This is a genomic window from Roseovarius sp. JB2-10 (assembly GCF_055693585.1).
On sequence record NZ_CM146337.1, the window covers coordinates 1,735,033 to 1,758,620 of the forward strand.

Sequence of the window (23,588 nt, forward strand, 5' to 3'; positions counted from 1 at the left end):
CCCCTCGCATCTAACGACGGGGAAACCCGTCATCACTAAAGGGAGGAGACACTCTCATGACCAAGAAAACCGAGGATGGCACCAGCCGTCGCGATTTTCTGAAGCTGGCTGGCACTGCTGCGCCTGCTGCCGTGGCGGCTGCCGCGGTGAGCGGTACCGCAGCCGAGGCGGCCGAGCCTGACCTGACATCTGAGAAGATGCAGGATACCGCGCACACGCGCGCTTACCTCGACAGCGCCCGGTTCTAAGGACCCGGACGACGTCACCCGACACCGCGGACGACTGGTTGCGATTGGCCCGACTGACCGTGGAAACAGCAATACCTAGCAAGCCCGGAGGGGCACGCAAGGGAGGAGAGAAACATGCTTAGGAAAAAGACCAACGGGGTTGCGAGACGCCCCCAGCGGACAAGTATCCTGTCTGAGGTTGCCGAGAAATCGGTCGACCGCCGCGCGTTTTTGCGTGGTTCCGGTTTGGCCATTGGTGGCCTGGCCGCGATTGGCGCAACGGGAGGGACCGTCACCCGCGCCACGGCACAAAGTGCCGCGACAGAGGCGGTTGAAACGGTAAAATCGGTTTGTACGCACTGTTCGGTCGGCTGCACGGTTGTGGCCGAAGTATCGAACGGCGTCTGGGTGGGCCAAGAGCCCGGCTGGGACAGCCCGTTCAACCTCGGTGCTCATTGCGCCAAGGGTGCATCGGTTCGTGAGCACGCCCATGGCGAGCGCCGCCTGAAATATCCGATGAAAAAGGAAGGCGGAGAGTGGAAACGCATCAGCTGGGAGCAAGCGATCGACGAGATCGGCGACGGCATGATGAACATCCGCGAGGAAAGCGGCCCGGATTCGGTTTATTGGCTGGGCTCTGCCAAGCACAATAACGAACAGGCTTACCTGTTCCGCAAGTTCGCCGCCTATTGGGGCACGAACAACGTGGATCACCAGGCGCGGATTTGCCACTCGACGACAGTGGCCGGTGTGGCGAACACATGGGGCTACGGCGCCATGACCAACAGCTACAACGACATCCACAACTCCAAAGCCATCTTCATCATCGGCGGCAACCCGGCTGAGGCGCATCCCGTCTCGCTGTTGCATGTTCTGCGCGCGAAAGAGCAGAACAACGCACCGCTGATCGTGTGCGACCCGCGCTTTACGCGCACGGCGGCACATGCGGATGAATATGTGCGGTTCCGTCCGGGCACGGATGTAGCCCTGATCTGGGGTATCCTCTGGCACATCTTCGAGAACGGCTGGGAGGACAAAGAGTTCATCCGGACCCGTGTCTGGGGCATGGACCAGATCAAGGAAGAAGTGGCCAAATGGGACCCTGAAGAGGTCGAACGTGTCACCGGCACACCGGGCAGCCAGCTGCGCCGCGTGGCGCTGACCATGGCCAATAACCGCCCCGGCACTGTGATCTGGTGCATGGGTGGCACACAGCACACCAACGGCAACAACAACACACGCGCGTATTGTGTGTTGCAACTGGCGCTTGGCAACATGGGCACGTCGGGTGGTGGTACCAACATCTTCCGCGGCCATGACAACGTGCAAGGTGCAACGGATCTTGGTGTTCTGAGCCACACATTGCCGGGCTACTATGGTCTGAGCAAAGGTGCCTGGGGCCACTGGGCTCGCGTTTGGGAAGAAGACCCCGAATGGCTTGCGGGTCAGTTCGACAGCATCAAAGACAAGGATGGCAAAGACGCATCCTTGCAGAACCTCAAGGGTATTCCTGTCAGCCGTTGGATCGACGGTGTTCTCGAAGATGAAGAGAACATGGACCAGCCCAACAAGGTACGTGCGATGGTTCTGTGGGGCCACGCGCCCAACTCGCAGACCCGCATGAAGGAAATGAAGACGGCGATGGAAAAGCTGGACATGCTGGTCGTGGTTGACCCGTATCCCACCGTTTCCGCTGTTTTGCATGACCGCACTGATGGCGTCTACCTGCTGCCGGCGTGTACGCAGTTCGAAACCCGTGGTTCTGTCACGGCGTCGAACCGCAGCTTCCAGTGGCGTGACCGGGTTGTGGAGCCTCTCTTCGAGAGCCTTCCCGACGAGGTCATCATGGCCAAGTTCGTCAACAAGTTCGGCTGGGGTGATCGGTTCTTCCGCAATATCGAAATGGAAGACGCGGAAACACCCAATGTCGAAAGTGTCACGCGTGAGTTCAACCGTGGTATGTGGACGATCGGGTATACCGGGCAGGACCCGGACCGGATCAAGATGCACATGGCGAACCAGCATACGTTCGACCGCACCACGCTTCAGGCGGTGGGTGGCCCGGCGGATGGCGACTATTACGGTTTGCCATGGCCCAGCTGGGGTACAGCCGAGATGAAGCATCCCGGTACGCCGAACCTCTATGACATGTCCAAGCCGGTGGCTGAGGGTGGTTTGACCTTCCGTGCCCGCTTTGGCGTGGAGCGTGATGGCGACAACCTTCTGGCCGAAGGGGTCTATTCAGCGGGATCGGAGATTCAGGATGGATATCCCGAATTCACGATGCAGATGCTGATGGATCTTGGCTGGGATGGTGACCTGACCGCGGATGAGCGTGCGGCGATTGATGCCGTCGCTGGTCCGGATACCAACTGGAAAACCGACCTATCCGGCGGGATCCAGCGGGTTGCGATCAGTCATGGCTGTGCGCCATTTGGCAACGCCAAAGCCCGTGCAGTTGTCTGGACATTCCCTGACCCGGTGCCGTTGCACCGCGAGCCGCTCTATACGCCGCGGCGCGATCTGGTTGCGGATTATCCGACCTACGAAGACCGTCAGGCCTACCGTTTGCCAACGCTCTACGCGTCGATCCAGAAACAGGATTTCAGCAAGGATTACCCAATCATTCTGACATCCGGACGTCTGGTCGAGTATGAGGGTGGTGGCGACGAGTCGCGGTCAAACCCGTGGCTGGCCGAGCTTCAGCAGGACATGTTCGTGGAAATCCATCCGCGTGATGCCAATAACCTTGGTGTGCGCGATGGTGAACAGGTCTGGGTTGAAGGTGCCGAAGGTGCCAAGGTCAAGGTCATGGCAATGGTCACCGAGCGGGTGGGCGAAGGCGTGGCCTTCATGCCCTTCCACTTCGGCGGTCATCTCGAGGGCGCGGATCTGAGGGACAAGTATCCCGACGGTGCGGACCCTTATGTGCTGGGCGAAAGCTCGAACACGGCACAGACCTATGGCTACGACTCGGTCACGCAAATGCAGGAGACGAAATGTACTCTCTGCAAAATCAGTGCAGCTTGAAGGAGATCTAGATATGGCTAGAGCTAAATTCCTCTGTGACGCCGAACGCTGCATTGAATGCAACGCCTGTGTCACTGCCTGCAAAAACGAGCATGAGGTGCCGTGGGGTATCAACCGCCGTCGTGTTGTCACCATTCAGGATGGTCAACCCGGTGAACGGTCGATTTCCGTGGCCTGCATGCACTGTTCCGATGCGCCTTGTATGGCGGTCTGCCCTGTAGACTGCTTTTACCAGAATGAGGAAGGGGTGGTTCTGCACTCCAAGGACCTCTGCATCGGCTGTGGCTATTGCTTCTACGCGTGCCCCTTCGGCGCGCCGCAATTTCCGCAAGCAGGTAATTTTGGATCCCGCGGCAAGATGGACAAATGTACCTTCTGCGCCGGTGGACCAGAAGAGACCCACTCGACAGCCGAGTTCCAGAAATACGGACGCAACCGGATCGCGGAAGGCAAACTGCCCATCTGCGCCGAGATGTGTTCGACCAAGGCCCTGCTGGCCGGTGATGGTGACATTGTTGCCAACATCTACCGTGAGCGTGTTGTCGCACGCGGTTTCGGCTCGGGCGCTTGGGGCTGGGGCACGGCCTATGATCAGAAAGGTGGCTAACCCCACCTGACTGACCTGGTCTGAACAACCGGTCGGGCGGCTCATACGTGGCCGCCCGACCGGATGCTTACAAAAAAGAATTCACAAAAAACGGGACATGGATCGATGCCACGCCTTTTGCTGAGCCTTCTTCTGTCACTCATGATGAGCCTGCCGCTTGCTGCCCAGGAGGCTGCACCGGCGGATGCCACATCTGAAGAAACCGACCGCGCCGCAACCGGTGGGGCACAGACCCTTGAGGATATTCTGGCGCGCCAGCGGGGCGAAGAAGTCGACGATGCTTTCCGACGGGAGGCAACCGGCAATTCGGACACCGCAGCGGGGATTGCTTCGCAGCTTGGCACGTTGGGCGGTGCGTCTGACCCTGAGTTGTGGCGCGCATTGCGGTACGGCACAGCGGATGTAACCGTCTCCGGTGGTGGCCCCGAGGCCCGCGTTCTGATGCAGGACGGCGGCATGCGGTGGCTGCAATTCCGCGAAGGCCCTCTGGCGCAGAACGGCGCTTACCTGCTGGGCGGCACTTTGGCGCTTCTGCTTATATTTTTCCTCCTGCGCGGACGGATTTACATCGACGGCGAAAAAACCGGACGCACAGTCACGCGGTTCAAGGCGATCGAACGGTTTGGCCATTGGCTGATGGCCGGCTCTTTCATTCTCTTGGGCATCACGGGTCTGGTGTCTCTTTTTGGGCGCAAGGTCCTGATCCCTGCTTTCGGTCATGAGGCCTTCGCAACCCTCGCCATTGCATCCAAATGGATCCACAATAATGTCAGCTGGGCCTTTATGCTGGGTCTGATCATGGTGTTTTTCATGTGGGTCATCCACAACCTGCCAAGTCGAACAGACCTGAAATGGATCGCACAAGGTGGCGGTATCTTCTCGCAGGGCAAACACCCGCCTGCCAAGAAGTTCAACGCTGGGCAAAAGATGATTTTCTGGTCGGTGATCATTCTGGGCGCTTCAATCTCGGCCTCGGGTCTGTCGCTTCTCTTCCCGTTCGAATTGCCGATGTTTGCAAAAACCTTTGCGATCCTGAACGACACAGGCATCGCAAACGCGTTTGGTTTTGGCACTTTGCCGACCGAGTTGGCGCCGCATGAAGAGATGCAATACGCGCAACTCTGGCACGCAATCGTGTCCTTTGTGCTGATGGCGATCATCTTTGCCCATATCTATATCGGTTCGATCGGTATGGAGGGCGCGTATGATGCCATGGGCAGCGGCGAGGTTGAGGAACAATGGGCGCGCGAGCACCATTCGCTCTGGCTCGAAGAAGTAAAAGAGCAGGGCGGCGCGTCCCCGGCGGATGGCAAGGCAACCCCTGCTGAATAGATGCGGGCGCTGGCGCTAATTCTTGGGGTTTTCTGTGCGGGCACGCCCGCGCAGGCACAGGAGTTCACCACGCTCAAGGGACATGGCGGCCCGGTGATGGGCATCGCGGTGCATCCGGAAACGGGTCAGGTGGCCACCGCCAGCTTCGATAATTCCGTTGGCCTCTGGAAAGATCGCAAGCCGACCTGGCTTGAGGGGCATGAGGCGGCCGTCATTACCGTATTGCCGCTTGGCCGCGATGTGTGGGTGTCTGGCGGAGACGACTTTCGCGTACTGTTTTGGACCCCGGGCGAGGCGGAACCATTTGAAGTGACAAAACATGCAGGCAAGGTCACGGATATCGCGTTTTCGGGCGTGGCCGGTGCTTTTGCTTCTTCCAGTTGGGATGGAACGATCGAATACCGCAAATTCCTGGACTTCCTGCGGAAGGATCCGTCTGGTCCGAATTACTTTATACCGACGACATTGCGGGGCCATACCTCCGGTGTGAATGCGGTGTCGTTTTCGGAGACAGGCAGGCTCTATTCAGCGTCATCAGATGGCACAATCCGGGTCTGGGATGGCATTCCAAATGCACCCACGTCACGCGTGATTGTATCCAACGGGTTCGGCATCAACGAATTGGTGGTAAACGAGGCCGAAGGCTGGCTCGCATATGGCGCAGTGGATGGTGCGACCCGTGTGGTGCATCCCGAAACGGGTGACACACTTGCCGATTTCACGCTGGAGCGCCGACCAGTGCTGGCCATGGCTTATCACGCTGAGACAAACCAATTGGCTGTGGGCGACGGGCAGGGCTACATCATGATGATTGATACCGCCGAATGGAAGATCGCCCGTGATTTCCGGGCCATGCGGCAAGGGCCGGTCTGGGCCTTGGATTTCGATCCCGAGGGGGATGTGATCTATGCCGGAGGGATCGAAGACGTGGTGTTTTCGTGGCCGGTGGCGCTTCTGGATGAATACGACCCGGCAGGGGGAGAAACTCGCAGTTTCCTGCGCGATGCCGATGCGATGCCCAATGGCGAGCGGCAATTCATGCGCAAATGTTCGATTTGCCACGCGCTGACACCGCCGCCGTCACGCAAAGCAGGACCCACGCTGCACGGTGTTTTCGGACGTCGCGCCGGAACGCTGCCGGGCTACAGATATTCCGAGGTTTTGACAGGATCAGACATTATCTGGTCTGATGACACGATAAATGCGCTCTTTGATGAAGGCCCGGATCACTATATCCCGGGTTCCAAGATGCCAATGCAACGCATCACACGGGCAGAAGACCGGCGTGATCTGGTGGACTTCCTGCGGCGGGCCGCAGGCAATGGGGAGAACTGATATGAAGTCAATGCTGACCGCCTTCGCGGCGACGGTTGTGATTGCAGTAGGCGCAGATATGGCGCTGGGCACGATGGGTTTTTCGGCGGAAGAATCCTCGACAGGCAATGCAGTGCGACTGGATTAGGCGCAGGTCATGACACCTGTACTGAAAGAGACTGAGGCTGCAACCGGCTCGGATGACTATGGTGAAAACCTGAGTGTCGCGTCGATCCTTGTGATTGATGACGAGCCGGGGATGCGCAATTTCCTCACCAAAATTCTGAGCCCGCGGTGCAAACGCGTTGAGCAAGCGCGCTCGACGGCAGAGGCTGCCGCCATTCTGGACCAGGCGCATTTTGATCTGGTTATTCTCGACAACATCATGCCGGGTCAGACAGGGCTGGACTGGCTGGCCGAGCAACGCCGCGTTGGGTTTTATGCAGATACGATCCTGATCACGGCCTATGCCGATCTGGACACCGCCATTCAGGCGCTGCGCACGGGTGTCGCGGATTTCGTATTGAAACCGTTCCGCGCCAACCAGATTTTGAACGCGGCGGCACGCGCATTGGACCGCAAATCGCTTCGCCGCGAGAATTACCTGTTGCGGCATGAGCTGAGCGAAGCCGGGGCAGTGGCCCGTGGGCGCTTACTGGGCAATTCGCAGCCCATTCAAAATGTTCGCGACATGCTTGCGAAACTGGCGCCTTTACCCACCTCAGTGCTCTTTACGGGCGCGAGCGGGACGGGCAAGGAAATTGCGGCCAGAACCCTGCACGGCCTATCAGATCGCGCAGACAAACCCTTTGTAGCGGTCAATTGTGCGGCGTTTTCCTCTGATCACATCGGTGAAGAACTCTTTGGTGTGGTCGAGGCGGGTGAGCACCGCAAGGACGGGCTCTTTTTGCACGCCGATGGCGGCACGCTCTTGCTGGATGAGGTGGCGCAATTGCCTGATAACGTTCAGGCCATGTTATTGAGGGTATTGGAAGATCAGCGTATCCGACCGGCAGGTGCGGAACGTGAAATCCCCCTCAACCTGCGTTTTTTGTTTGCCACAAATGCAGATCTGCAATCAGCGGTCGCTGCCGGGACGTTCCGCCAGGACCTGTATCACCGGATCAATGTGGTGAATATCGAGATGCCGCTTTTGAGTGCGCGGAGCGAAGACATCGTAGAGCTGACGGCATTCTACATGAGCGAATTTTCCAGATCGCTTGGGATGTCGGCGCTGGAACTGAATGAAGAGGTTTTGTTGAAACTCAGCCGCTATGCGTGGCCCGGCAATGTTCGCGAGCTGCGAAACCTGATTGAGCGGTCGGTCATTCTGGGCGCATTCCCCGCAGAGTTTTCGGGCGCGGGCAGGGTGACAGGCACGCAGGCGATGGAGACGCTGGAGCTTGTGGAGCAGCGCCATATCCTGAACATGCTGGATGCGTGTGGCGGCAACCGGGCGGAGGCCGCCCGGCGCTTGGGCGTATCGCGCAAAACCGTGGACCGCAAATGTGCGGCCTGGGGGCAGTAAGAGATATTCGCAGGAGATTGCTGTCGCGCACACCGGTCAGTTTTGCGTTCCGGCCACGCAGGCCTTGGGCGTAATCCCCCCAACCCCATGTCAGCGCTCTATTGCTTGCGCTTATCCGGCACGGGATCATAGCCGCAGTTGCCCCAGGGGTTACATCGACCAATGCGTTTCGCGGCAATCCAGCCGCCTTTGACGGCCCCGTGTTTTTCGAGCGCTTCGAGCGCATAGGCGCTGCAGGTGGGTTGATAGCGGCAGTTGAACCCCACCCACGGCGACAGGACCAGCCTGTAGGCACGGATAGGGAGGGCAAGAATATGAGCGAGGGGGCTCATGCGCCGCCATGCAGCTTTTTGAGAGCCACAACCAGATCGTTTTGCAGTTGGTCAAAAGGACGGTTCGCAGTGGCCACTGCCCGCCCGATCAACACATAATCCCAACCGGGGCGCCCAAATTCAGGCAGGACCAGACGGGCAGCTTCGCGCAACCTGCGTTTTGCACGGTTACGGGCAACGGCATTTCCAACCTTTTTCGAACATGTATAGCCAATGCGGATAACCGGTTTGGCGTCGTTGCGATTGCGGGCCTGAACGGTCATTGAGGGAGTGGATTGTCGGCGCGCACGGGCAGCTGCCAGAAAATCAGCGCGGTTTTTCAAGACCTCCAGACAAACGGAAACCGCCGGGGACGTATTCCCCGTTTGTGTATCGGGGGTCTCCGGCGGTGTCATGTCCGTTGGTCCTTAGGCTGAGGCTTAAGCGCTCAGCTCTTTGCGGCCACGGGCGCGGCGCGCGTTCAGGATTTTGCGGCCCGCTTTGGTGGCCATGCGCGCGCGGAAACCATGGCGCCGTTTGCGCACGAGGTTCGAGGGTTGAAAGGTGCGTTTCATCGCTCCGTCTCCGATCTGGTCCGTGGGCAGGTCAGGAATCGCGGCCCATGGGTAAATATCTGAAGCCCGGTCTATAAGCGGCTCAATTTGACAAGTCAAACCCGCGCTAGGCCTTTTGCAACAAAATTCGTGTTAAGTCGCCCCCGCAATGTTACAAAGCCGCGAATTTGGGGCAAATACGCTGCGGAAAGCATCACCGCTGTTCAAGGGAACGTGAGGCACCTATCAAATGCGTGCCACACCGAGCATGTAGATGCCATCGAATTCAAATAGATGGAAAGCTGAAAGATGGCTCACGTGACCGAACCGCAAAAGACGTCAATCCTGCGACATGCGCCTCTGGCGCTCATTGTAATTGTCGCATTGATCGGCTTCTTTACATTGCGCGACTACCTGACCTTCGACACGCTGCGTGATCATCGTGAAACGCTTCTGGCCTTCAGGGATGCAAACTTTCTGGGCCTCGTCCTGGCCTTCATAGCCGTTTACTTCGTGATCGTGGCGTTCTCCTTGCCGGGGGCGGCTGTGGCGTCGGTGACCGGTGGCTTTCTCTTCGGCTTGGGATTGGGCACAGCGTTCAACGTGACGGCTGCATCTCTGGGTGCAATGGCTATTTTTCTGGCAGCCCGTTGGGGGCTGGGGAAGACACTGGCTGCCAAAATGGAGTCGTCCGACGGTGCGCTCAAGAAGGTCAAGTCCGGTCTTCAGGAAAATGAGATCAGTGTGCTTTTTCTCTTGCGCCTCGTACCTGCCGTTCCGTTTTTTGTCGCAAACTTGCTGCCAGCATTGGTGGGCGTGAAGTTTTTCAATTTCGCGATCACGACCGTGCTCGGCATTATTCCGGGTGCGCTGGTTTTCACTTGGATCGGTGTTGGCCTTGGAGAAGTATTCGACCGCGGCGAAAGCCCCGACCTGTCGCTTCTGTGGGAGCCGCAAGTGATCGGACCCATTCTTGGTCTGAGTGTGCTTGCCGCCTTGCCGATCATCATCAAGGCCGTTCGTGGCCGCAAAGAAAGCATCTGAAAATGAGCGAATTGAAAGCTGATTTACTGGTCATTGGCGCCGGTTCCGGTGGGCTGTCAGTTGCGGCGGGTGCGGTGCAGATGGGTGCATCAGTCATCCTTCTGGAGGGGCACAAGATGGGCGGGGACTGCCTGAACTACGGCTGCGTTCCTTCCAAAGCCTTGATCGCCAGCGGCAAGGCTGCGCATGCGCAGAACCATGCTGCCGCTTACGGCATTGCGGATCAGCAACCCAAGGTCGACTACGCGGCTGCCAAAGACCACGTGGCGAATGTGATCGCGACGATTGAGCCGCATGATAGTGTCGAGCGGTTTGAAGGGCTGGGTGTTCAGGTGATCCAGGAATTCGGCAGCTTCATCTCGCCCACGCAGGTGCAGGCTGGTGATCATGTCATCACGGCGCGTCGGATCGTGATCGCGACGGGTTCATCACCGTTCGTACCTCCCATTCCCGGGCTCGAAGACGTTCCCTACGAGACCAACGAGACAATTTTCCAGCTGCGTGACCAACCGGAGGATTTGTTGATTGTCGGGGGTGGTCCCATCGGGATGGAAATGGCGCAGGCGCATGTGCGGCTTGGCAGCAAAGTCACGGTGATCGAGGGCATGAAGGCCTTTGGTCAGGATGATCCTGAAATGGCAGCGATTGTTTTGGATAATTTGCGCGAAGAAGGCGTCGAAATCGCGGAAGAGGCGATGGCCTCTCAGATACGGGGCGAATTGGGCGCCATTGAAGTTGAAGTGGCGGATGGTCGTGTGTTCAAAGGCACGCATCTTCTGATGGCGGTTGGGCGCAAGTCCAACACTGAAAAGCTCAACCTTGAGGCTGCGGGCATAAAAACCTCGCGCCGTGGAATTGATGTGGACGCCGGTATGCGTACCAGCAACCGAAAGGTCTATGCGATCGGCGACGTTGCAGGCGGTCTGCAATTCACGCATTTGGCCGGGTATCACGCCGGGCTTATCATTCGTTCCGCGCTTTTTGGGCTGCCGGCCAAGGAGCGGACGGATCACATCCCGTGGGCAACATACACCGATCCCGAACTCGCGCAGGTTGGCTTGACCGAGGCGCAGGCCCGCAAAGAACATGGCAGTGTTCTGGAGGTTGTCCGATTTGAATATAAACAAAACGACCGCGCTATTGCAGAGCGTAAAACCAACGGGTTGATCAAGGTAATGGTGGTCAAAGGCCGCCCGGTCGGGGCATCGATCGCAGGCGCTCAGGCAGGTGAATTGATAAATCTTTGGGCGCTGGTCATTGCCAACAAATTGAAAATGAAACACGTGGCCAATATGGTTGCGCCGTACCCCACAATTGGCGAATTGAACAAACGTGTGGCAGGGGCCTATTTCTCGCCGCGCTTGTTTGATAATCCTACCGTAAAAAAGGTGGTTGGGTTGGTGCAGCGCTGGCTGCCCTGACGTTAATCTGGAACACTAATGTTGAACTCACTTTCCGGCCGATTTCTGATCCTGACCGCCGTCTTTGTGATGCTGGCAGAGGTGTTGATTTTCGTGCCGTCCGTGGCGCGGTATCGCGAAGATTTCCTGATGTCGCGGTTGGAGCGGGCGCAGATCGCTGCCCTGGCAATGTTGGGTGAACAGAATGTCACCGTCGAATTGCAAGAAGAGCTGTTGCAGAATGCGGGCGTCTACAATGTTGTGATGCGTCGCGATGAGGCGCGTCAGTTGATGCTGTCCTCGCCAATTCCGTCGCCGATCGCCCGTACGTTTGATCTGCGCAACGCCGGCGCGCCTGAATTGATCCGCCACGCGTTGGAGCGTCTTGTTGATCCTAATCCCGAAGTGATCCGCGTGATCGGCGAGCCGGTCCGCATGGCCGGTCTGTTGATTGAAATCACGATGGAAACCACGGAATTGCGCTCGGCGATGATTGACTATGGGCTGCGTATTTTGTGGCTCTCTGCGGTTATCTCGATCATCACCGCGGTGATGCTGTTTTTGGCTGTGCGGGTGTTTCTGGTCAAACCGATTGAGCGGGTGGTTGGTAACATGAAAGCCTATGCCGCAACGCCGGAGGATGCCCGTTTGGTGATGCAGCCCTCCGCCGGTGTGACCGAGTTGCGCGAAGCCGAAGAGACGCTGCAAACCCTGCAGACCCAGTTGACCGGGGCCTTGCGCCAAAAAGAGCATCTTGCGCAATTGGGCGGTGCGGTTGCCAAGGTAAGCCACGATCTTCGAAACATCCTGACCAGTGCGCAGCTGTTCACTGACCGGATTGAGGCCAGCGAAGACCCGACGGTGGCGCGCATGGCCCCGAAACTGGTCAATTCGATAAAACGCGCCGTGCATCTCTGTGAATCGACCCTGGCCTATGGAAAGGCGGAAGAGCCGTTGCCAACACTCAACAGATTTGCGCTTGCAGATATCGTTCACGAGGTTTTCGACGCCGAAAGGCTTTCGGTCGGTGACCATGATGTCAGCCTGTCAGAGGGTATCCCCGCAGCGCTAAATATCCGGGCCGATGCGGAGCAATTGTTCCGGGTCGTCGGCAATCTGGTCCGCAACGCGCGCCAGGCAATTATTGCTTCGGGCCAGCCAGGCGAAATCAACGTGTCTGCTGGTGAAAATGAAGCCGATTGGTGGGTGAAAATTTCGGATACAGGCCCGGGCTTGCCGGCAAAAGCGCAAGAATTTCTATTCACGCCGTTTCATGGTGTTGCCAGCAAGGGTGGCACAGGGCTGGGCCTCAGCATTGCAGCGGAATTGGTCCGCGGTCATGGCGGCGAGCTGGTTCTTGAATCGACTGGGGACGAAGGAACGGTCTTTTGCATCCGCCTGCCGAAAGCCGACCTGCCGTCGCGAAAATAAATTCTACCACGCCCTCTTGCATTGCAGGGCGCATGGGTCTAATTGCTGGCCCTCAACGGACCGATAGCTCAGCTGGATAGAGTACCTGACTACGAATCAGGGGGTCGGGGGTTCGAATCCTCCTCGGTCCGCCACTTTACTACATCTTCGGATTTGACTGAATGGCGTTAGGTGTTAATTGGCGCCTATTTTTTTTTTAAGGGCTTTGATTGCTTTGAGCATTGCCTTGAAGTTATTTCGATGATGCCCATATCTGTTCACTGAGTGGTATGGAATGTGGTATAAATCATGGCGGCGCTATCTGGAAAGCTGACAAAGAAGCTGGTTGAGAACCTTGGACCGGGGCGGCATGGGGATGGTGGCGGCTTGTATCTGGTGGTCGATCCCTCCGGCGCGCGGCGCTGGATTGTGCGGGTGACGGTCAAGGGACAGCGGAATCGTAAGGGCAAACCGATGCGGACCGATTACGGTTTGGGCGGGGCTGATGTGGTGACGCTCAACATGGCGCGTGAGCGGGCGCTGGAGTATCGCCGTATGGCCAAGCAGGGTTTGAACCCACGCTACAACATGAAGCAGGACATCCCAACCTTTGAAGAATTTGCCCAGCAGGTCCATATCGAACGCCTCCCGACCTGGAGCAATCCGAAGCATGGCCAGCAATGGATCAACACCCTACGCGACTACGCCTTTCCCAAGATCGGGCGGATGCCCCTGAACAGCATTGGCCAGCCTGAAGTGCTGATGTGCCTGTCGCCGATCTGGACCGAAAAGCACTGAGACGGCCCGACGCTTGATGCAACGGATCAAGGTGGTTCTGGATGTGGCCAAGGCTAAAGCGTTCCGGGAGGGTGAGAACCCGGTCACTGCCATAAAAGACGCCGGTGTGCTGCCGAAGGTCAAAAAGAAGGTCAAACACCACAAGGCAATGGACTGGCGCGATGTGCCTGCGTTCTACGCAGATCTGCGTAACCGTAACGCAATGGCCGCCAAGGCGCTGATGTTCACCTGTCTAACCGGATCGCGCACCGGTGAGGTTCTGGGCATGAAATGGGGCGAGATTGACTTTGACCAAGGCGTGTGGACCTGCCCCGACGAGCGCATGAAGACGGGTGAGGAACACCGCGTGCCTTTAACTGGAGAGATGCTTGCAATCATCGAACCTCTGAAGGCGATGCAGTCCGACTATGTGTTTGAAGGCCAGAAGCGCCACCAGCCGTTGTCCAACATGTCGATGCTGATGTTGCTGCGCCGGATGAAAATCGAGGATGTCACAGTGCACGGCTTCCGCTCCACCTTCCGGGTGTGGGCCTCCGAAGTGGCCAATGCCCCGCGCGAAGTGGCCGAAATGAGCCTCTCGCATCGAGATCGGATCGAAGGTTGAGCAGGCCTATGCGCGATCGGATCTGCTCGAAAAGCGCCGTGCGTTGATGGAACGGTGGTCGAATTTTGCAGCGGGTGCAGACGCAAAGGTGATTTCTTTGCCGAAAAAGGAAAAAAGTTAATGGGCGAAGGGTCCGAAACTAGACCCTTTTTGGATATCTCGATGAGTAATCATAGTTCATTGTAATGGATTAAGTCCCCTGTAAAGTGACCTTATGTTCACGGATGAAGAAACTAGGAAACTAGGGGCGGCGTTGCACGATGTGATAGCCGAGATGCTTGGGCGCGATCTGCGAGACGAAGAATTACCTTATTACGAGGACGTTTGCCCCTTCGATATTGACCGGGAAAACCTTCACGAAAACAAGCCTGCATTCAAAGCCGAAATGTCGTTCGTCAGCAATTGGCTGGCGCAATTTGAAGTGATGGCGGATGTGCTAAACAGGGAAACAGCGACCCCGACCAATGAAGAGAATGTGTACGACCTTGTCGAGTATCTCAATGGTTGGGCGCGATCCGATTCAATGTACTTTAACCCCAAGACCGCACAGGAACTGGCTACGGCGAATGTCATGTCCGTCGGAATTGTGCCCTGTATTCTGATGCTTAATGAGCACCTTAAAGTACTACTTCAGAAACGCTTAGAAGTGCTAAAAGAGCAAGAAGAGCACTACTGGAACGTGCCACATCGCCCTCCAAACTACTACGCTCGAACAATCGCGCTACGGCTGGCGAAGCTTTTTGCTCGTGAAACCGGAAAACACCCAACGGTTGGCACGACGTCCGATGGCAGCACGCCTTCGACCGCATTTGCACGCGCTTTGGAAGATACATTCCGCATCCTATCTATTGAGCAGGACTTTAGAGGACCCGGTGAATGGGCAGTTTCGCAGATATCCGAAACTGATCTTGAGCCTAGGCATTACAAAAGTTCTCTGACGGTACTGAAAGAAATAGCTGCGACGGGATACCTAAATAAGTATCCTAAATTAAAGCCTTAGTTCGGCCTGGTTAGCCCGTTTTTTCAAGCAAAATCGGTTGTGTTTGACTGTTTCCAAGAGCAATCTTTGGAGGCCAAAAAATGGCGACCCTATTCGAGCAGAACCGAAACTACCTTCCGGGTGATCCCGAACTTGATCTGATTGGCGACCGCGCCAAGCTGGCACAATGGCGGCACAAGGGCATGGGTCCCGCCTACTACAAGCTGGGGCGCAAGATCATCTATCGCGGCGCGGACCTGAACACCTGGGCTAATGCCAATCGGGTTGATCCGGCAGGCGAGGCGCGCATCTGATGGCGCGGAAATACAATTGGCGGCGGGTCAGGAAACACTTCTCCTATGATTTTGCCCAGGCGGCCAAGGTGCTGGAGTGTTCGGTCGCGACCATTCGCAAGTGGGCCAAAGAAGGCATGCCAGTCATGGCGGACCAGAAGCCGTACCTGATCGATGGTCAGGACCTGCGGGACTTCGCCCGGCAAAAGTCAGAGGCGTTGAGCTGGCCAAAACCGGAAACCAATGCCCCTTGGACCTACTTTCCATGCTTTGGCTGCAAAGCCTATCGCAGGCCGTATCTGTTGATGGTCGATTACATCCCCATGACTGCGGTCAGGGGCCGCCTAACGGGCATCTGTGAGGCCTGCGACAACGCCATCACCAAGTACTGCACCATCGACCAGATCCCTAGGATTAACACCACATTGGATGTGACACACCAGCCGGGGCCAAACACATTAACCGACCCCGACACCCCCAAGTGACATTCATACTTTGAGCAGGAATGAGACAAATGACGAAACACACCTCAGCAAACACCCGGATCAAGCGTAAATACTTTGCCTATCTGCGCGGTGCAGAACAGCTCTCGGAGGCCACTGTCGAAAAGGTTGCGGCCTCCCTGAGCTTCTTTGAGGCGGCGATGGGTTACAAAGACTTCAAGCGCCACAACCTGACCTGGCCCGAGCGGTACAGGGAGGTTCTGGCGGAGGCCACCGGACCCAAGGGACAACCCCTCGGCGCATCCACCCGTTCCAACCACATGCGTCACGTTCGCGACTTTATCCGGTGGTTGGCCGACAAGCCCGGATACAAGTCCAAGATCGGCTGGAGCGACGCGAAATATTACCAGTTAAGTCGGAAGGAAGAACGCGTCGCCGGAGAAAAGCGCGATCCAGTATACCCGTTGCCGGAACATGCGTTGTTGGCCTTTCGCGCGATGCCAGATGACACAGAGTTGCAGCGCCGGGATCGTGCGGTCTTTGCGTTCCTGCTCATGACAGGTGCACGGGTCAAGGCGACGGCTTCGCTGAAACTCAAGCGCGTGAATCTCGTAGAGGGAACCATCTACCAGGATGCACGAGATGTAGAGACCAAGCGCGCGAAGACGTTCAAGACGGCATTCTATGTCTCCGAGCCGGATGTTTGGGAGGCCTTCGCAGGATGGGTTACGTATCTCTACGATGAAAAACACTTCGGGCCGGAAGATCCGCTCTTTCCCAAGACCAGTCAGGACATTGATGCTAACGGCAACTTCACTGCCGACTTCTTCGCTCGTGCCCATTGGGCACAGACAGGCTCCATCCGTGCTATTGTCAAAAACACGTTCCAGCGCGTCCACATGCACGCCTACGGCCCGCACAGCTTCCGCCACATGCTCACGCATATCGGTATGGACATCTGCCAGTCCCCGCGACAGCTCAAGGCATGGAGTCTCAACTTTGGTCACTCGGACGTCATGACCACGCTCCAGAACTACGGCAAGCTCACGAGCCGAGAGCAGATCGAGGAGATTGTTAAGCTGTCGAAACAAGGTTGAAGGAGGCGCAGATCACTTGAAATTTCCTAACGAAGTGGCGAGAAGCGGAGAGAAAGTCTGCACATCTAATCTTTTAAGTATATGTATTATAGGTGTTATATCGTAAAATTTAGCAAGGATACCACAATTTATACCACGTTACGCACATCACTCGCCCGAATTGGCCACCGATAGAAAGTGCTTCGGCTATATCGCTATTTTTTGGACGCAGCAGCCGTTCATTTATTTCGCAACTAATGCCTGCTGAGGGCTCAAAGCTGACATTCGCAGGTATATTGTGCTAGCAACCGCGTAAGACCGAGAACATCAGATCAATAATTGGTTTTGACTCTTTCCGGACGCTAATGCCTTTTTGAACCATTCTGGTTGGCGCCCTTTACCGCTCCAGGTTTGCGATTTGTTTTCAGGGTTACCGTATTTTGCCATTGCTTTGGCCTTGCTCTTTTTCTTGGCTTTGGATGCATCTTTGCCTTGTTTTGCATCTGCTGCAATTTCGGCAAGCGTAAAACCATGTGCATTAGCAGCCTTCTCAGCCGCAACGAGCGCGGCATTGCGCTCTCGCTCGATCAATCTTGTAAGTGCAACGCCTACATCCACGCGAAGCTTTTCAAGCTGCTTACGTGTCATAGATTTTAGGTCAATGTTCATTTTCGCTATCCTTAAGTGGTTGATTTCATAAACCACAAACCATGACGGGAAGGAACTCCCTCGTATCACAACCTGAATTTGTGCAGGCCATCGACAATGAGATCCAGAAAACGATGACCGCTACGGGCTCAAAGCTGTCTCCCAAAAAATTCGCGCTAATGCTTCAACGCTGTTTTGGGATTTTTAATGAGCACCTTGAAACCCTATGATGCTAACATCGATTGTAGGACCTCTTTGCTTCAGTCCAATACTCTCCAAAACAGTGGCATAGGATGTCGTTGCAAAGCGGATAAGAGCGCTTTCAGCACGCGATTTCGTCTTTAAACTATTTGTCTTTCCAGTGGCCTCGCGACCCTGTTTTGGGGCACGCGAACGGGTATGGGGCTCGTGTTCCTTGGGCCGCGCTTTTGATTGTTTAGTATGCTGACGCGCTGAAAATTCCGCATAGCGCGAAGCTTTCCTCGTGGCGTTGGACTTGGAATGCTTCTTTATGTGAGCACTGAGAGTATCTGCAGCCGCGTTAATGCGCCCCATATGCCGCGTGGCCTGTTCCTTATCGGAGCAGCGATCAGGGTGCTACTTGAGAGCCATCTTACGACGCACACGTTTTACGTCCTCCAAAGAAGCTTCCAAGCTGAGACCCAATACTCGGGCTGCATGTTCGGGCGTCGCTGCCATGTCTACTCCCACAAACGAAGGATACGATTAAGCTTTTGCCAATGTATTTCGAAAAACTTTAGATGAATAAGCTTACATTTGTTTTTGGTTAACCGGGTGAATCGTCGGAACTGATCCAATTCCACTTGAGATAAGGCTCGAAATAGACGCGTTCCTGATATGCCAACCTGGCACCGGTGGCGCGTGAGTTACGCACACTCGATGCATCGCGTTCCAATACTCCTGAAGTACTCAACAGCCCAGCCAACCAGCTCATTGAAACCATAGTCCGCATTGCCGCCGTGAAAGCCGCAGGCAAAATGTATTCCGGGGGCGTGGGAGAAAGCCTGCAGATTGCCAACATGGCCTCAGGACGTGCCAGGCGGTTCCTGCAGCGTTTGACCAATGACAGGGCGCGGCAGATCCTGGTGGATGCCATGGAAGACCCGGAATTGATGAAGGTACTTCTCGGCAGGCCAAGTGGGCTCAATGCGTCGAAGAATGAGCGCTTGATGTCGCGGTATCTAGTCGGGACGGTGGGGTCGATACAGGACGATTAACTTAATTTTAATCAACTTATTGGCGAATCTGTATCACATGCAAGTAAGTAGCAAATTGTCGGAGAACAAAAATGCCAAAAGACACCAATTGGGTTGAACCTATTCAGCCAGTTGAAAGCTATGCATTATCAGTTGTTAGCAGAAAGCGAGACGTTTTCCCAAGGCTGGCGGATCCTGAAGAAACTCTGGAAGCGACTGAAAGCTGGTTCAAGCAAGTGACTTCTACACTGCAACGATTGCTTGGCCTTAGCGTCCGGTAACGTGCCGCGAAACTCTGTTTTGATGGGGTTGCACGCCGGTTGCTCAACCCCATCCCGCCCCATAATGGTGTCCAAATTGGACACCTCGCCTGCATCTTCGAGAACATCGCCGATGGTGCCGACTGTTGTTGGCGAAACCCCCAGTCTATCGGCAATCTGCCGATTACTTATCCCCAGTGTTTCAACTAGTTGAGCCGAAATCGACCGACAGTTGTGGGAGATAGATGAAAACCTAATCCGGTCGGAGTTAACCGCAACGCAGCAGGCCGAGCACCTAGCCAAGTGGAAGGAGCTCTGGAGCGCGCGCGATAATGCGCGGATTCCGCGCGATACTCCCGGTAGGCCAAAAGCTTTTGCCGGAGAAACTGAAACTTCTACTGGGTTACCAAAGAGACGCATTCAGGAACCTGTATCACGGGCGTAAGGTGTTACAGAGGCAGCCAGAGACGCAATACGGGGTACTGACCTAGACAAGGGTGTGGTGTTGGACGAATTGAAGCGTTTCTTTGCAGTAAAATTAAAAAGTCAAACTCAGTATGGAGCTGGTTAAGAAATCGTTAGGATTCCGTTAATAGTACTTGGTTGCTGTTGCTTCATTTCTAGCTGACTTTTGGGGGATATCTATAGTTGATTATGGGCTTCTGATAAGGACAATTTACGCGACCAGGCAAGCGCAAGAACTCGGATACGTTCGAACCGCTGATGCCCTCGGCGAAATTGTCAAAGAGTTATCGAAGCAATTGGACGCTGAGTTTTTGATGACTAGTATCATGCAGCCTACCAACTCAACAAAGAAAATGCCGCGTAGGTTGAGTAGGCGAATAGCTTCAAACATTTCGGAAGATAACATTTAGTAGTGCAGTGGAAATCTGCATCAATAGATAATGAGAATTGCTGTACCGAACTTAGCACTTTCACATAGCTTGAGCGAAATAACGCCGAGTTTACGCGGTGTGACCCAAGGTTAAGAGAACATTAGGTTTTTATTAACAAAGTGATTCCACTGATTGACAAATTTTTGCCAGTACTGGAGTGAGCAATGAATACGAATGAAATTATCGTTCGAACCATGAACGCCGCCAAGGAAGCCCGTGAACAGGGTTTCGAGAATACCGCTGATGCTTTCGACGAAATCGTTGAAAAACTGTTGGAATTAGCCAATTCGAGAGCTCAATCTGCAGGCGAAAAACGAGCGAACGCTAGCACGGATTTACATCATATCCACTAGTAATTCTCCTGTTACACCTTTGATATTCGACCGTTTACCTATTGTTAATACTAATCCCTAAGGTTGTTTCGGGTGGGGCTGCCACTCACTTTATCGCCCAAGGGATACAAACAATGACGAGTTACAAAGACGCACTTGTGCTACTTAATGACCTCGACAAATTCGCCGACACTCGCGGATTTCCAGAAGCTGAAGAACTCATTCTAAAAGCCAGGCAAGCGCTTGAGAGCGACTTGGGCAACACACTTCCCCCAGTGCGTAAATCGCCCAAGCCGTCACGAGTTTATCCAAATCAACAAACCGTCAACTAGAAAAACAAATACTTGGCTAGCTAACCCTATCAACCCCTTCACTAGCAAAAGCCCCTAGCGCAGCAATTGGCGCTAGGGGCTCAAAGCCGTCATTTGAACCGACAATACAGCCACGTTGACATCCTCGCACTCCGAGAGATAGCATTTCGTATTGGCATTGAGGATGCCTTCGGTCCGCGAAAAGGGTAGAACCCACCTGGCAACTTTGTCGATCATCAACCTTTTTTCTGCCTGAGGACGCGGACGTCGGGCGTTACTGGAAGAAGGTGGCAAATGACTAAATCTCTCCCTGATTCTGCCAATCTCGATTGGCTTAAGAAGACCTCGAAGCAAAAATTGCGCCAATGGCGCGTCGAAGGCAAGGATGTCCAGCTAGCCGAAGCACAGCTAGCTGTCGCGCGCGAGTATGGCTTTACAAGTTGGCGCGCGATGCGATCAAGTGTTTCGCCCGATCAAAGAGAAGAGGGCAAAGCAACCGGAGACACGCTGGGACCCTGTTCGCCCTTATTCATCGTGAGCGACCTCCACGCATCCATCGAGCACTATACAAGGAAGCTGGGTTTTGATTGCCGGTTTAAGGGACCGGACGGAGACGAGTTTTTCGCAATCCTCGGGCGAGGGTCTGCCCAACTAATGGTTAAAGAAATCGGCGAAGATGTAGCACCGTTACCGAACCACCAGAGACATGAATGGGCGCGGCTGGATGCCTTTATCTATGCTTCCAACCCAGACGCGCTTGCAGACGAGTTCGAGGGTCGTGATGTTTCGTTCCGAAAGCCGCTCCATGATGACGCTGATGATGGGCTACGTGGGTTTGAGGTGGCCGACCCAGATGGATACATTTGTTTCTTTGGTCGGCCCAATTAGACACGACGTGTCGCCAACTTTGGGTCTCAACCGTCCCCTTTTGAATGACCGCGTTGGGCTCCTGCCAACATCGGACGCAATACAGCATCTCAAGCTCTCTACAAAGGCGGGCCCCCGAGGACGGCCCAAACCTGCCGTTTGTTGATCAACACTGTCGCTGCGATGCGGACCGTTAGAGGAGACAGTCGCCGCGACCGTAAGACTCGATCTGGTTTCCATTGCAATTCAGAAACCTGGACGTGGTCCTTATCGATCAGGATGGTTGGCTCGTCTCACTGAGTGGCGCTGCACGTAACCGTTTCTTATCCTGTTGCCGCCTCGCTGCGTAACACCACGGCCCCTGCGACAACGATCATGGCCATCCCGGCAAGTGTCGCATTGTTGAGGGCGATCCCGAAGAACAGGATATCCCAGCCTGCCACAAAGACCAGATAGCTGTATTCAAACGTTCCTATGATGGCCGGGGGTGCAACTTTGTACGCCCCCGCCAACATCATCCCCAGGACAATGGCGAATGCGGCAAGCAGCAAAAGTACAAGCCAATCGGACGCCTCAATCGTCGACCATGTACCGAAGATGTAGGGGAATGCCGTTGCCGTGTCATACGCCGGTTCGGCGACCACCAGAACGACGCTGATGACCAGACCAGCCGCCAGCATCACCAAATTCTGCGCCAAGGATAGGGCCGCGACCGGGACATCCTGACACTTTGCCCGTGTTACCAGGTGTGCGGCGGCATATGAGCAAGCGCCCAATAGCGGCAACAAAGCCCAGCAGGAGAACGCCTCGGTGCCCGGCTGCAAGAGACACAAAACGCCTGCAAATCCGACGATCACGCCAATCCATCCCAACATGCCAACCGGCTCCCGGATGACGTAGGCCGAGAGCAAAGTGATGAAGACCGGGGCCGTATAGTTTGCAGCCCCAACCGTTGAGAGGTTCAGAAACGGGATCGCCGCATAAAAGGCCAAAAAAGTGCCTGTGATGAAAATCGCCCGCAACAGCGACCACAGCCCATAGGCCGCCCGCACGGCGCCTTTGTCCCGATGCGCATACCATACAATTCCGGCCAGCACGGGTACGGCAAGGCAGCCGCGCAGGGCAAATATCTGCCAGAGCGTCATCTGACCGCTGAACAGCTTGAACACCACGTCCTGGACCGAGATCGTGAATGCGGTCGCAATGATCAGCGACACACCCAACAGGATGTTCTGCGGCGCGCTGATGGATGCTGTGGTCATCTTTGTGCCGAACTCCGTGGCTGCAGGGGCAACTGTGCCAGTCGGTGCCGATCAGGTACAGATCAATCGTAATCCTCACCTGCATACTGATTTGGAACCCCCTTCAAATTGGGATTGTCAATAAAGGCGGCCCAGTCATCGCCAGGCCGCCATATGCTGTCCATGATTGCCAAAGCCGCGTCTTCGCTGATCTCGGCGTTGGTCTTGGCATATCGATAAATGAAGGCGCTGACCCGTGCGTTGTAAATGCAGTGCACATGCACTTTCGTGTCTTGAATGCCCGCCATCGCGTCTTGGAACTCCTTGAAGTTCTGGTCTGTTGGATTCTCAAAATCGACGGGTATGTGAATGTAGGTCATGCCAAGGGCGACAACATGATCTGCTTCGCCTTCCAGTGCCCCTTCGCCCTGGCCGAGGCCAAGGTTGATGACATGAGTCACGCCCAGCTTGCGAACGTCGGCCAGTTGATCGACGTCGGGTTGTCCGGACGTGGTCAGGCGCGCATTGATGCGACGCCAATTGAAGATGTGGTCCAGTTCGGTCATCTCGGCCTCCCTTTCTGTCACGCCACAAGGTGGGCGCATGCCGCGTGCGCCTTTGTAAAGCGCTGTGTGGACGCCGGGTTGTTTGTAAGCTTGTCCACTGGTCGAACTGGGCGGGGCACAAAGTTGCCGCCGCAGTTGGGACAGGTGTTGTCGAACCGCTTGAACACGCAATCCGCGCAGAAAGTGCATTCAAAAGAGCAAATGCGCGCTTCGGTCGACACCGGTGGCAGGTCCTTGCCGCAGCATTCGCAGTTTGGTTTCAGTTTCAGCATGTCGTTCCCTCCGGTTGATCCACGCCTA

Annotated in this window: 27 protein-coding genes and 1 tRNA gene; 21 read left to right on the forward strand and 7 right to left on the reverse strand. The window is 55.6% G+C overall.

Annotation, left to right across the window (positions count from 1 at the left end; all coding sequences use genetic code 11):
- The first annotated feature begins 56 nt into the window (after positions 1-56).
- The 7 genes from ACZ1HJ_RS08625 to ACZ1HJ_RS08655 all read left to right on the forward strand — a co-directional run bounded on the left by ACZ1HJ_RS08625 (position 57) and on the right by ACZ1HJ_RS08655 (position 8,038).
- Positions 57-248: a ubiquinol-cytochrome c reductase iron-sulfur subunit N-terminal domain-containing protein gene (locus ACZ1HJ_RS08625; protein ID WP_472721887.1), complete on the forward strand. Its 192-nt coding sequence runs from the start codon at positions 57-59 to the stop codon at positions 246-248.
- Between the two features lie 114 nt (positions 249-362).
- Complete coding sequence (locus tag ACZ1HJ_RS08630) at positions 363-3,257, forward strand: formate dehydrogenase subunit alpha (protein ID WP_472721888.1); 2,895 nt, start codon at positions 363-365, stop codon at positions 3,255-3,257.
- Between the two features lie 13 nt (positions 3,258-3,270).
- Positions 3,271-3,864: a formate dehydrogenase FDH3 subunit beta gene (gene fdh3B / locus ACZ1HJ_RS08635; protein ID WP_472721889.1), complete on the forward strand. Its 594-nt coding sequence runs from the start codon at positions 3,271-3,273 to the stop codon at positions 3,862-3,864.
- Positions 3,865-3,969: 105 nt separating this feature from the next.
- On the forward strand, positions 3,970-5,196 hold the full coding sequence (locus tag ACZ1HJ_RS08640) for a formate dehydrogenase subunit gamma (protein WP_472721890.1): 1,227 nt from the start codon (positions 3,970-3,972) through the stop codon (positions 5,194-5,196).
- The gene (locus ACZ1HJ_RS08645; RefSeq protein ID WP_472721891.1) at positions 5,197-6,531 is read left to right on the forward strand and encodes a c-type cytochrome; all 1,335 of its coding nucleotides are present in this window, start codon (positions 5,197-5,199) and stop codon (positions 6,529-6,531) included.
- A gap of 1 nt (position 6,532) precedes the next feature.
- A complete protein-coding gene (locus ACZ1HJ_RS08650; protein WP_472721892.1) occupies positions 6,533-6,658 on the forward strand; it encodes a hypothetical protein in 126 nt (41 codons plus the stop codon).
- Between the two features lie 9 nt (positions 6,659-6,667).
- Complete coding sequence (locus tag ACZ1HJ_RS08655) at positions 6,668-8,038, forward strand: sigma-54-dependent transcriptional regulator (RefSeq protein ID WP_472721893.1); 1,371 nt, start codon at positions 6,668-6,670, stop codon at positions 8,036-8,038.
- Positions 8,039-8,136: 98 nt separating this feature from the next.
- Here the strand turns inward: ACZ1HJ_RS08655 and yidD are convergent, their stop codons facing one another.
- Genes yidD through rpmH form a run of 3 tightly spaced genes read right to left on the reverse strand, consistent with a single transcriptional unit; the run spans position 8,137 to position 8,924 of the window.
- Complete coding sequence (yidD, locus tag ACZ1HJ_RS08660; protein WP_472721894.1) at positions 8,137-8,370, reverse strand: membrane protein insertion efficiency factor YidD; 234 nt, start codon at positions 8,368-8,370, stop codon at positions 8,137-8,139.
- Positions 8,367-8,765 carry a ribonuclease P protein component gene (gene rnpA, locus ACZ1HJ_RS08665; protein ID WP_472721895.1) on the reverse strand — a complete coding sequence of 133 codons (399 nt, stop codon included), beginning with the start codon at positions 8,763-8,765 and terminating at the stop codon, positions 8,367-8,369. The genes yidD and rnpA overlap by 4 nt, the downstream gene beginning before the upstream one ends.
- Before the next feature lie 24 nt (positions 8,766-8,789).
- Positions 8,790-8,924, reverse strand: coding sequence for a 50S ribosomal protein L34 (gene rpmH / locus ACZ1HJ_RS08670; RefSeq protein WP_027241708.1), 135 nt, complete (start codon positions 8,922-8,924; stop codon positions 8,790-8,792).
- A gap of 297 nt (positions 8,925-9,221) precedes the next feature.
- On the opposite strand from rpmH, the gene ACZ1HJ_RS08675 reads away from it, so the two are divergent.
- From ACZ1HJ_RS08675 to ACZ1HJ_RS08720, 10 genes are all read left to right on the forward strand, one after another.
- Positions 9,222-9,947 (forward strand): TVP38/TMEM64 family protein, encoded by a 726-nt coding sequence (locus tag ACZ1HJ_RS08675; RefSeq protein WP_472721896.1) that lies wholly within the window; start codon positions 9,222-9,224, stop codon positions 9,945-9,947.
- Positions 9,948-9,949: 2 nt separating this feature from the next.
- Entirely contained in the window at positions 9,950-11,368 is a 1,419-nt protein-coding gene (locus tag ACZ1HJ_RS08680; RefSeq protein ID WP_472721897.1) for a dihydrolipoyl dehydrogenase family protein, read from the forward strand.
- An 18-nt stretch (positions 11,369-11,386) separates the two neighbouring features.
- Entirely contained in the window at positions 11,387-12,778 is a 1,392-nt protein-coding gene (locus tag ACZ1HJ_RS08685) for a sensor histidine kinase (RefSeq protein WP_472721898.1), read from the forward strand.
- 57 nt (positions 12,779-12,835) lie between these two features.
- Positions 12,836-12,912, forward strand: a tRNA-Arg gene (locus ACZ1HJ_RS08690).
- A 154-nt stretch (positions 12,913-13,066) separates the two neighbouring features.
- On the forward strand, positions 13,067-13,555 hold the full coding sequence (locus tag ACZ1HJ_RS08695; RefSeq protein ID WP_472721899.1) for an integrase arm-type DNA-binding domain-containing protein: 489 nt from the start codon (positions 13,067-13,069) through the stop codon (positions 13,553-13,555).
- Between the two features lie 16 nt (positions 13,556-13,571).
- Entirely contained in the window at positions 13,572-14,159 is a 588-nt protein-coding gene (locus ACZ1HJ_RS08700; protein ID WP_472721900.1) for a tyrosine-type recombinase/integrase, read from the forward strand.
- A gap of 214 nt (positions 14,160-14,373) precedes the next feature.
- Positions 14,374-15,159, forward strand: a complete 786-nt coding sequence (locus ACZ1HJ_RS08705) for a hypothetical protein (RefSeq protein WP_472721901.1) — start codon at positions 14,374-14,376, stop codon at positions 15,157-15,159.
- Positions 15,160-15,239: 80 nt separating this feature from the next.
- On the forward strand, positions 15,240-15,452 hold the full coding sequence (locus ACZ1HJ_RS08710) for a MerR family transcriptional regulator (protein WP_472721902.1): 213 nt from the start codon (positions 15,240-15,242) through the stop codon (positions 15,450-15,452).
- On the forward strand, positions 15,452-15,916 hold the full coding sequence (locus tag ACZ1HJ_RS08715) for a helix-turn-helix domain-containing protein (RefSeq protein ID WP_472721903.1): 465 nt from the start codon (positions 15,452-15,454) through the stop codon (positions 15,914-15,916). The genes ACZ1HJ_RS08710 and ACZ1HJ_RS08715 overlap by 1 nt, the downstream gene beginning before the upstream one ends.
- A gap of 29 nt (positions 15,917-15,945) precedes the next feature.
- Positions 15,946-16,971 (forward strand): site-specific integrase, encoded by a 1,026-nt coding sequence (locus ACZ1HJ_RS08720; protein ID WP_472721904.1) that lies wholly within the window; start codon positions 15,946-15,948, stop codon positions 16,969-16,971.
- A 306-nt stretch (positions 16,972-17,277) separates the two neighbouring features.
- Here ACZ1HJ_RS08720 and ACZ1HJ_RS08725 read toward each other — a convergent pair whose 3' ends face one another.
- Positions 17,278-17,619, reverse strand: coding sequence for an H-NS histone family protein (locus tag ACZ1HJ_RS08725; RefSeq protein WP_472721905.1), 342 nt, complete (start codon positions 17,617-17,619; stop codon positions 17,278-17,280).
- An 854-nt stretch (positions 17,620-18,473) separates the two neighbouring features.
- Here ACZ1HJ_RS08725 and ACZ1HJ_RS08730 point away from each other — a divergent pair.
- From ACZ1HJ_RS08730 to ACZ1HJ_RS08745, 4 genes are all read left to right on the forward strand, one after another.
- A complete protein-coding gene (locus tag ACZ1HJ_RS08730) occupies positions 18,474-18,836 on the forward strand; it encodes a hypothetical protein (protein ID WP_472721906.1) in 363 nt (120 codons plus the stop codon).
- Positions 18,837-18,907: 71 nt separating this feature from the next.
- The gene (locus ACZ1HJ_RS08735; RefSeq protein WP_472721907.1) at positions 18,908-19,096 is read left to right on the forward strand and encodes a hypothetical protein; all 189 of its coding nucleotides are present in this window, start codon (positions 18,908-18,910) and stop codon (positions 19,094-19,096) included.
- A gap of 1,039 nt (positions 19,097-20,135) precedes the next feature.
- Positions 20,136-20,324, forward strand: coding sequence for a hypothetical protein (locus ACZ1HJ_RS08740; RefSeq protein ID WP_472721908.1), 189 nt, complete (start codon positions 20,136-20,138; stop codon positions 20,322-20,324).
- Between the two features lie 584 nt (positions 20,325-20,908).
- Entirely contained in the window at positions 20,909-21,502 is a 594-nt protein-coding gene (locus tag ACZ1HJ_RS08745; protein ID WP_472721909.1) for a VOC family protein, read from the forward strand.
- A 302-nt stretch (positions 21,503-21,804) separates the two neighbouring features.
- Here ACZ1HJ_RS08745 and ACZ1HJ_RS08750 read toward each other — a convergent pair whose 3' ends face one another.
- The 3 genes from ACZ1HJ_RS08750 to ACZ1HJ_RS08760 all read right to left on the reverse strand — a co-directional run bounded on the left by ACZ1HJ_RS08750 (position 21,805) and on the right by ACZ1HJ_RS08760 (position 23,560).
- Positions 21,805-22,743 carry a DMT family transporter gene (locus tag ACZ1HJ_RS08750; RefSeq protein WP_472721910.1) on the reverse strand — a complete coding sequence of 313 codons (939 nt, stop codon included), beginning with the start codon at positions 22,741-22,743 and terminating at the stop codon, positions 21,805-21,807.
- 62 nt (positions 22,744-22,805) lie between these two features.
- Positions 22,806-23,288, reverse strand: coding sequence for a protein tyrosine phosphatase family protein (locus tag ACZ1HJ_RS08755; RefSeq protein WP_472721911.1), 483 nt, complete (start codon positions 23,286-23,288; stop codon positions 22,806-22,808).
- Between the two features lie 17 nt (positions 23,289-23,305).
- The gene (locus tag ACZ1HJ_RS08760) at positions 23,306-23,560 is read right to left on the reverse strand and encodes a DUF1272 domain-containing protein (protein ID WP_472721912.1); all 255 of its coding nucleotides are present in this window, start codon (positions 23,558-23,560) and stop codon (positions 23,306-23,308) included.
- Between the last annotated feature and the right edge of the window lie 28 nt (positions 23,561-23,588).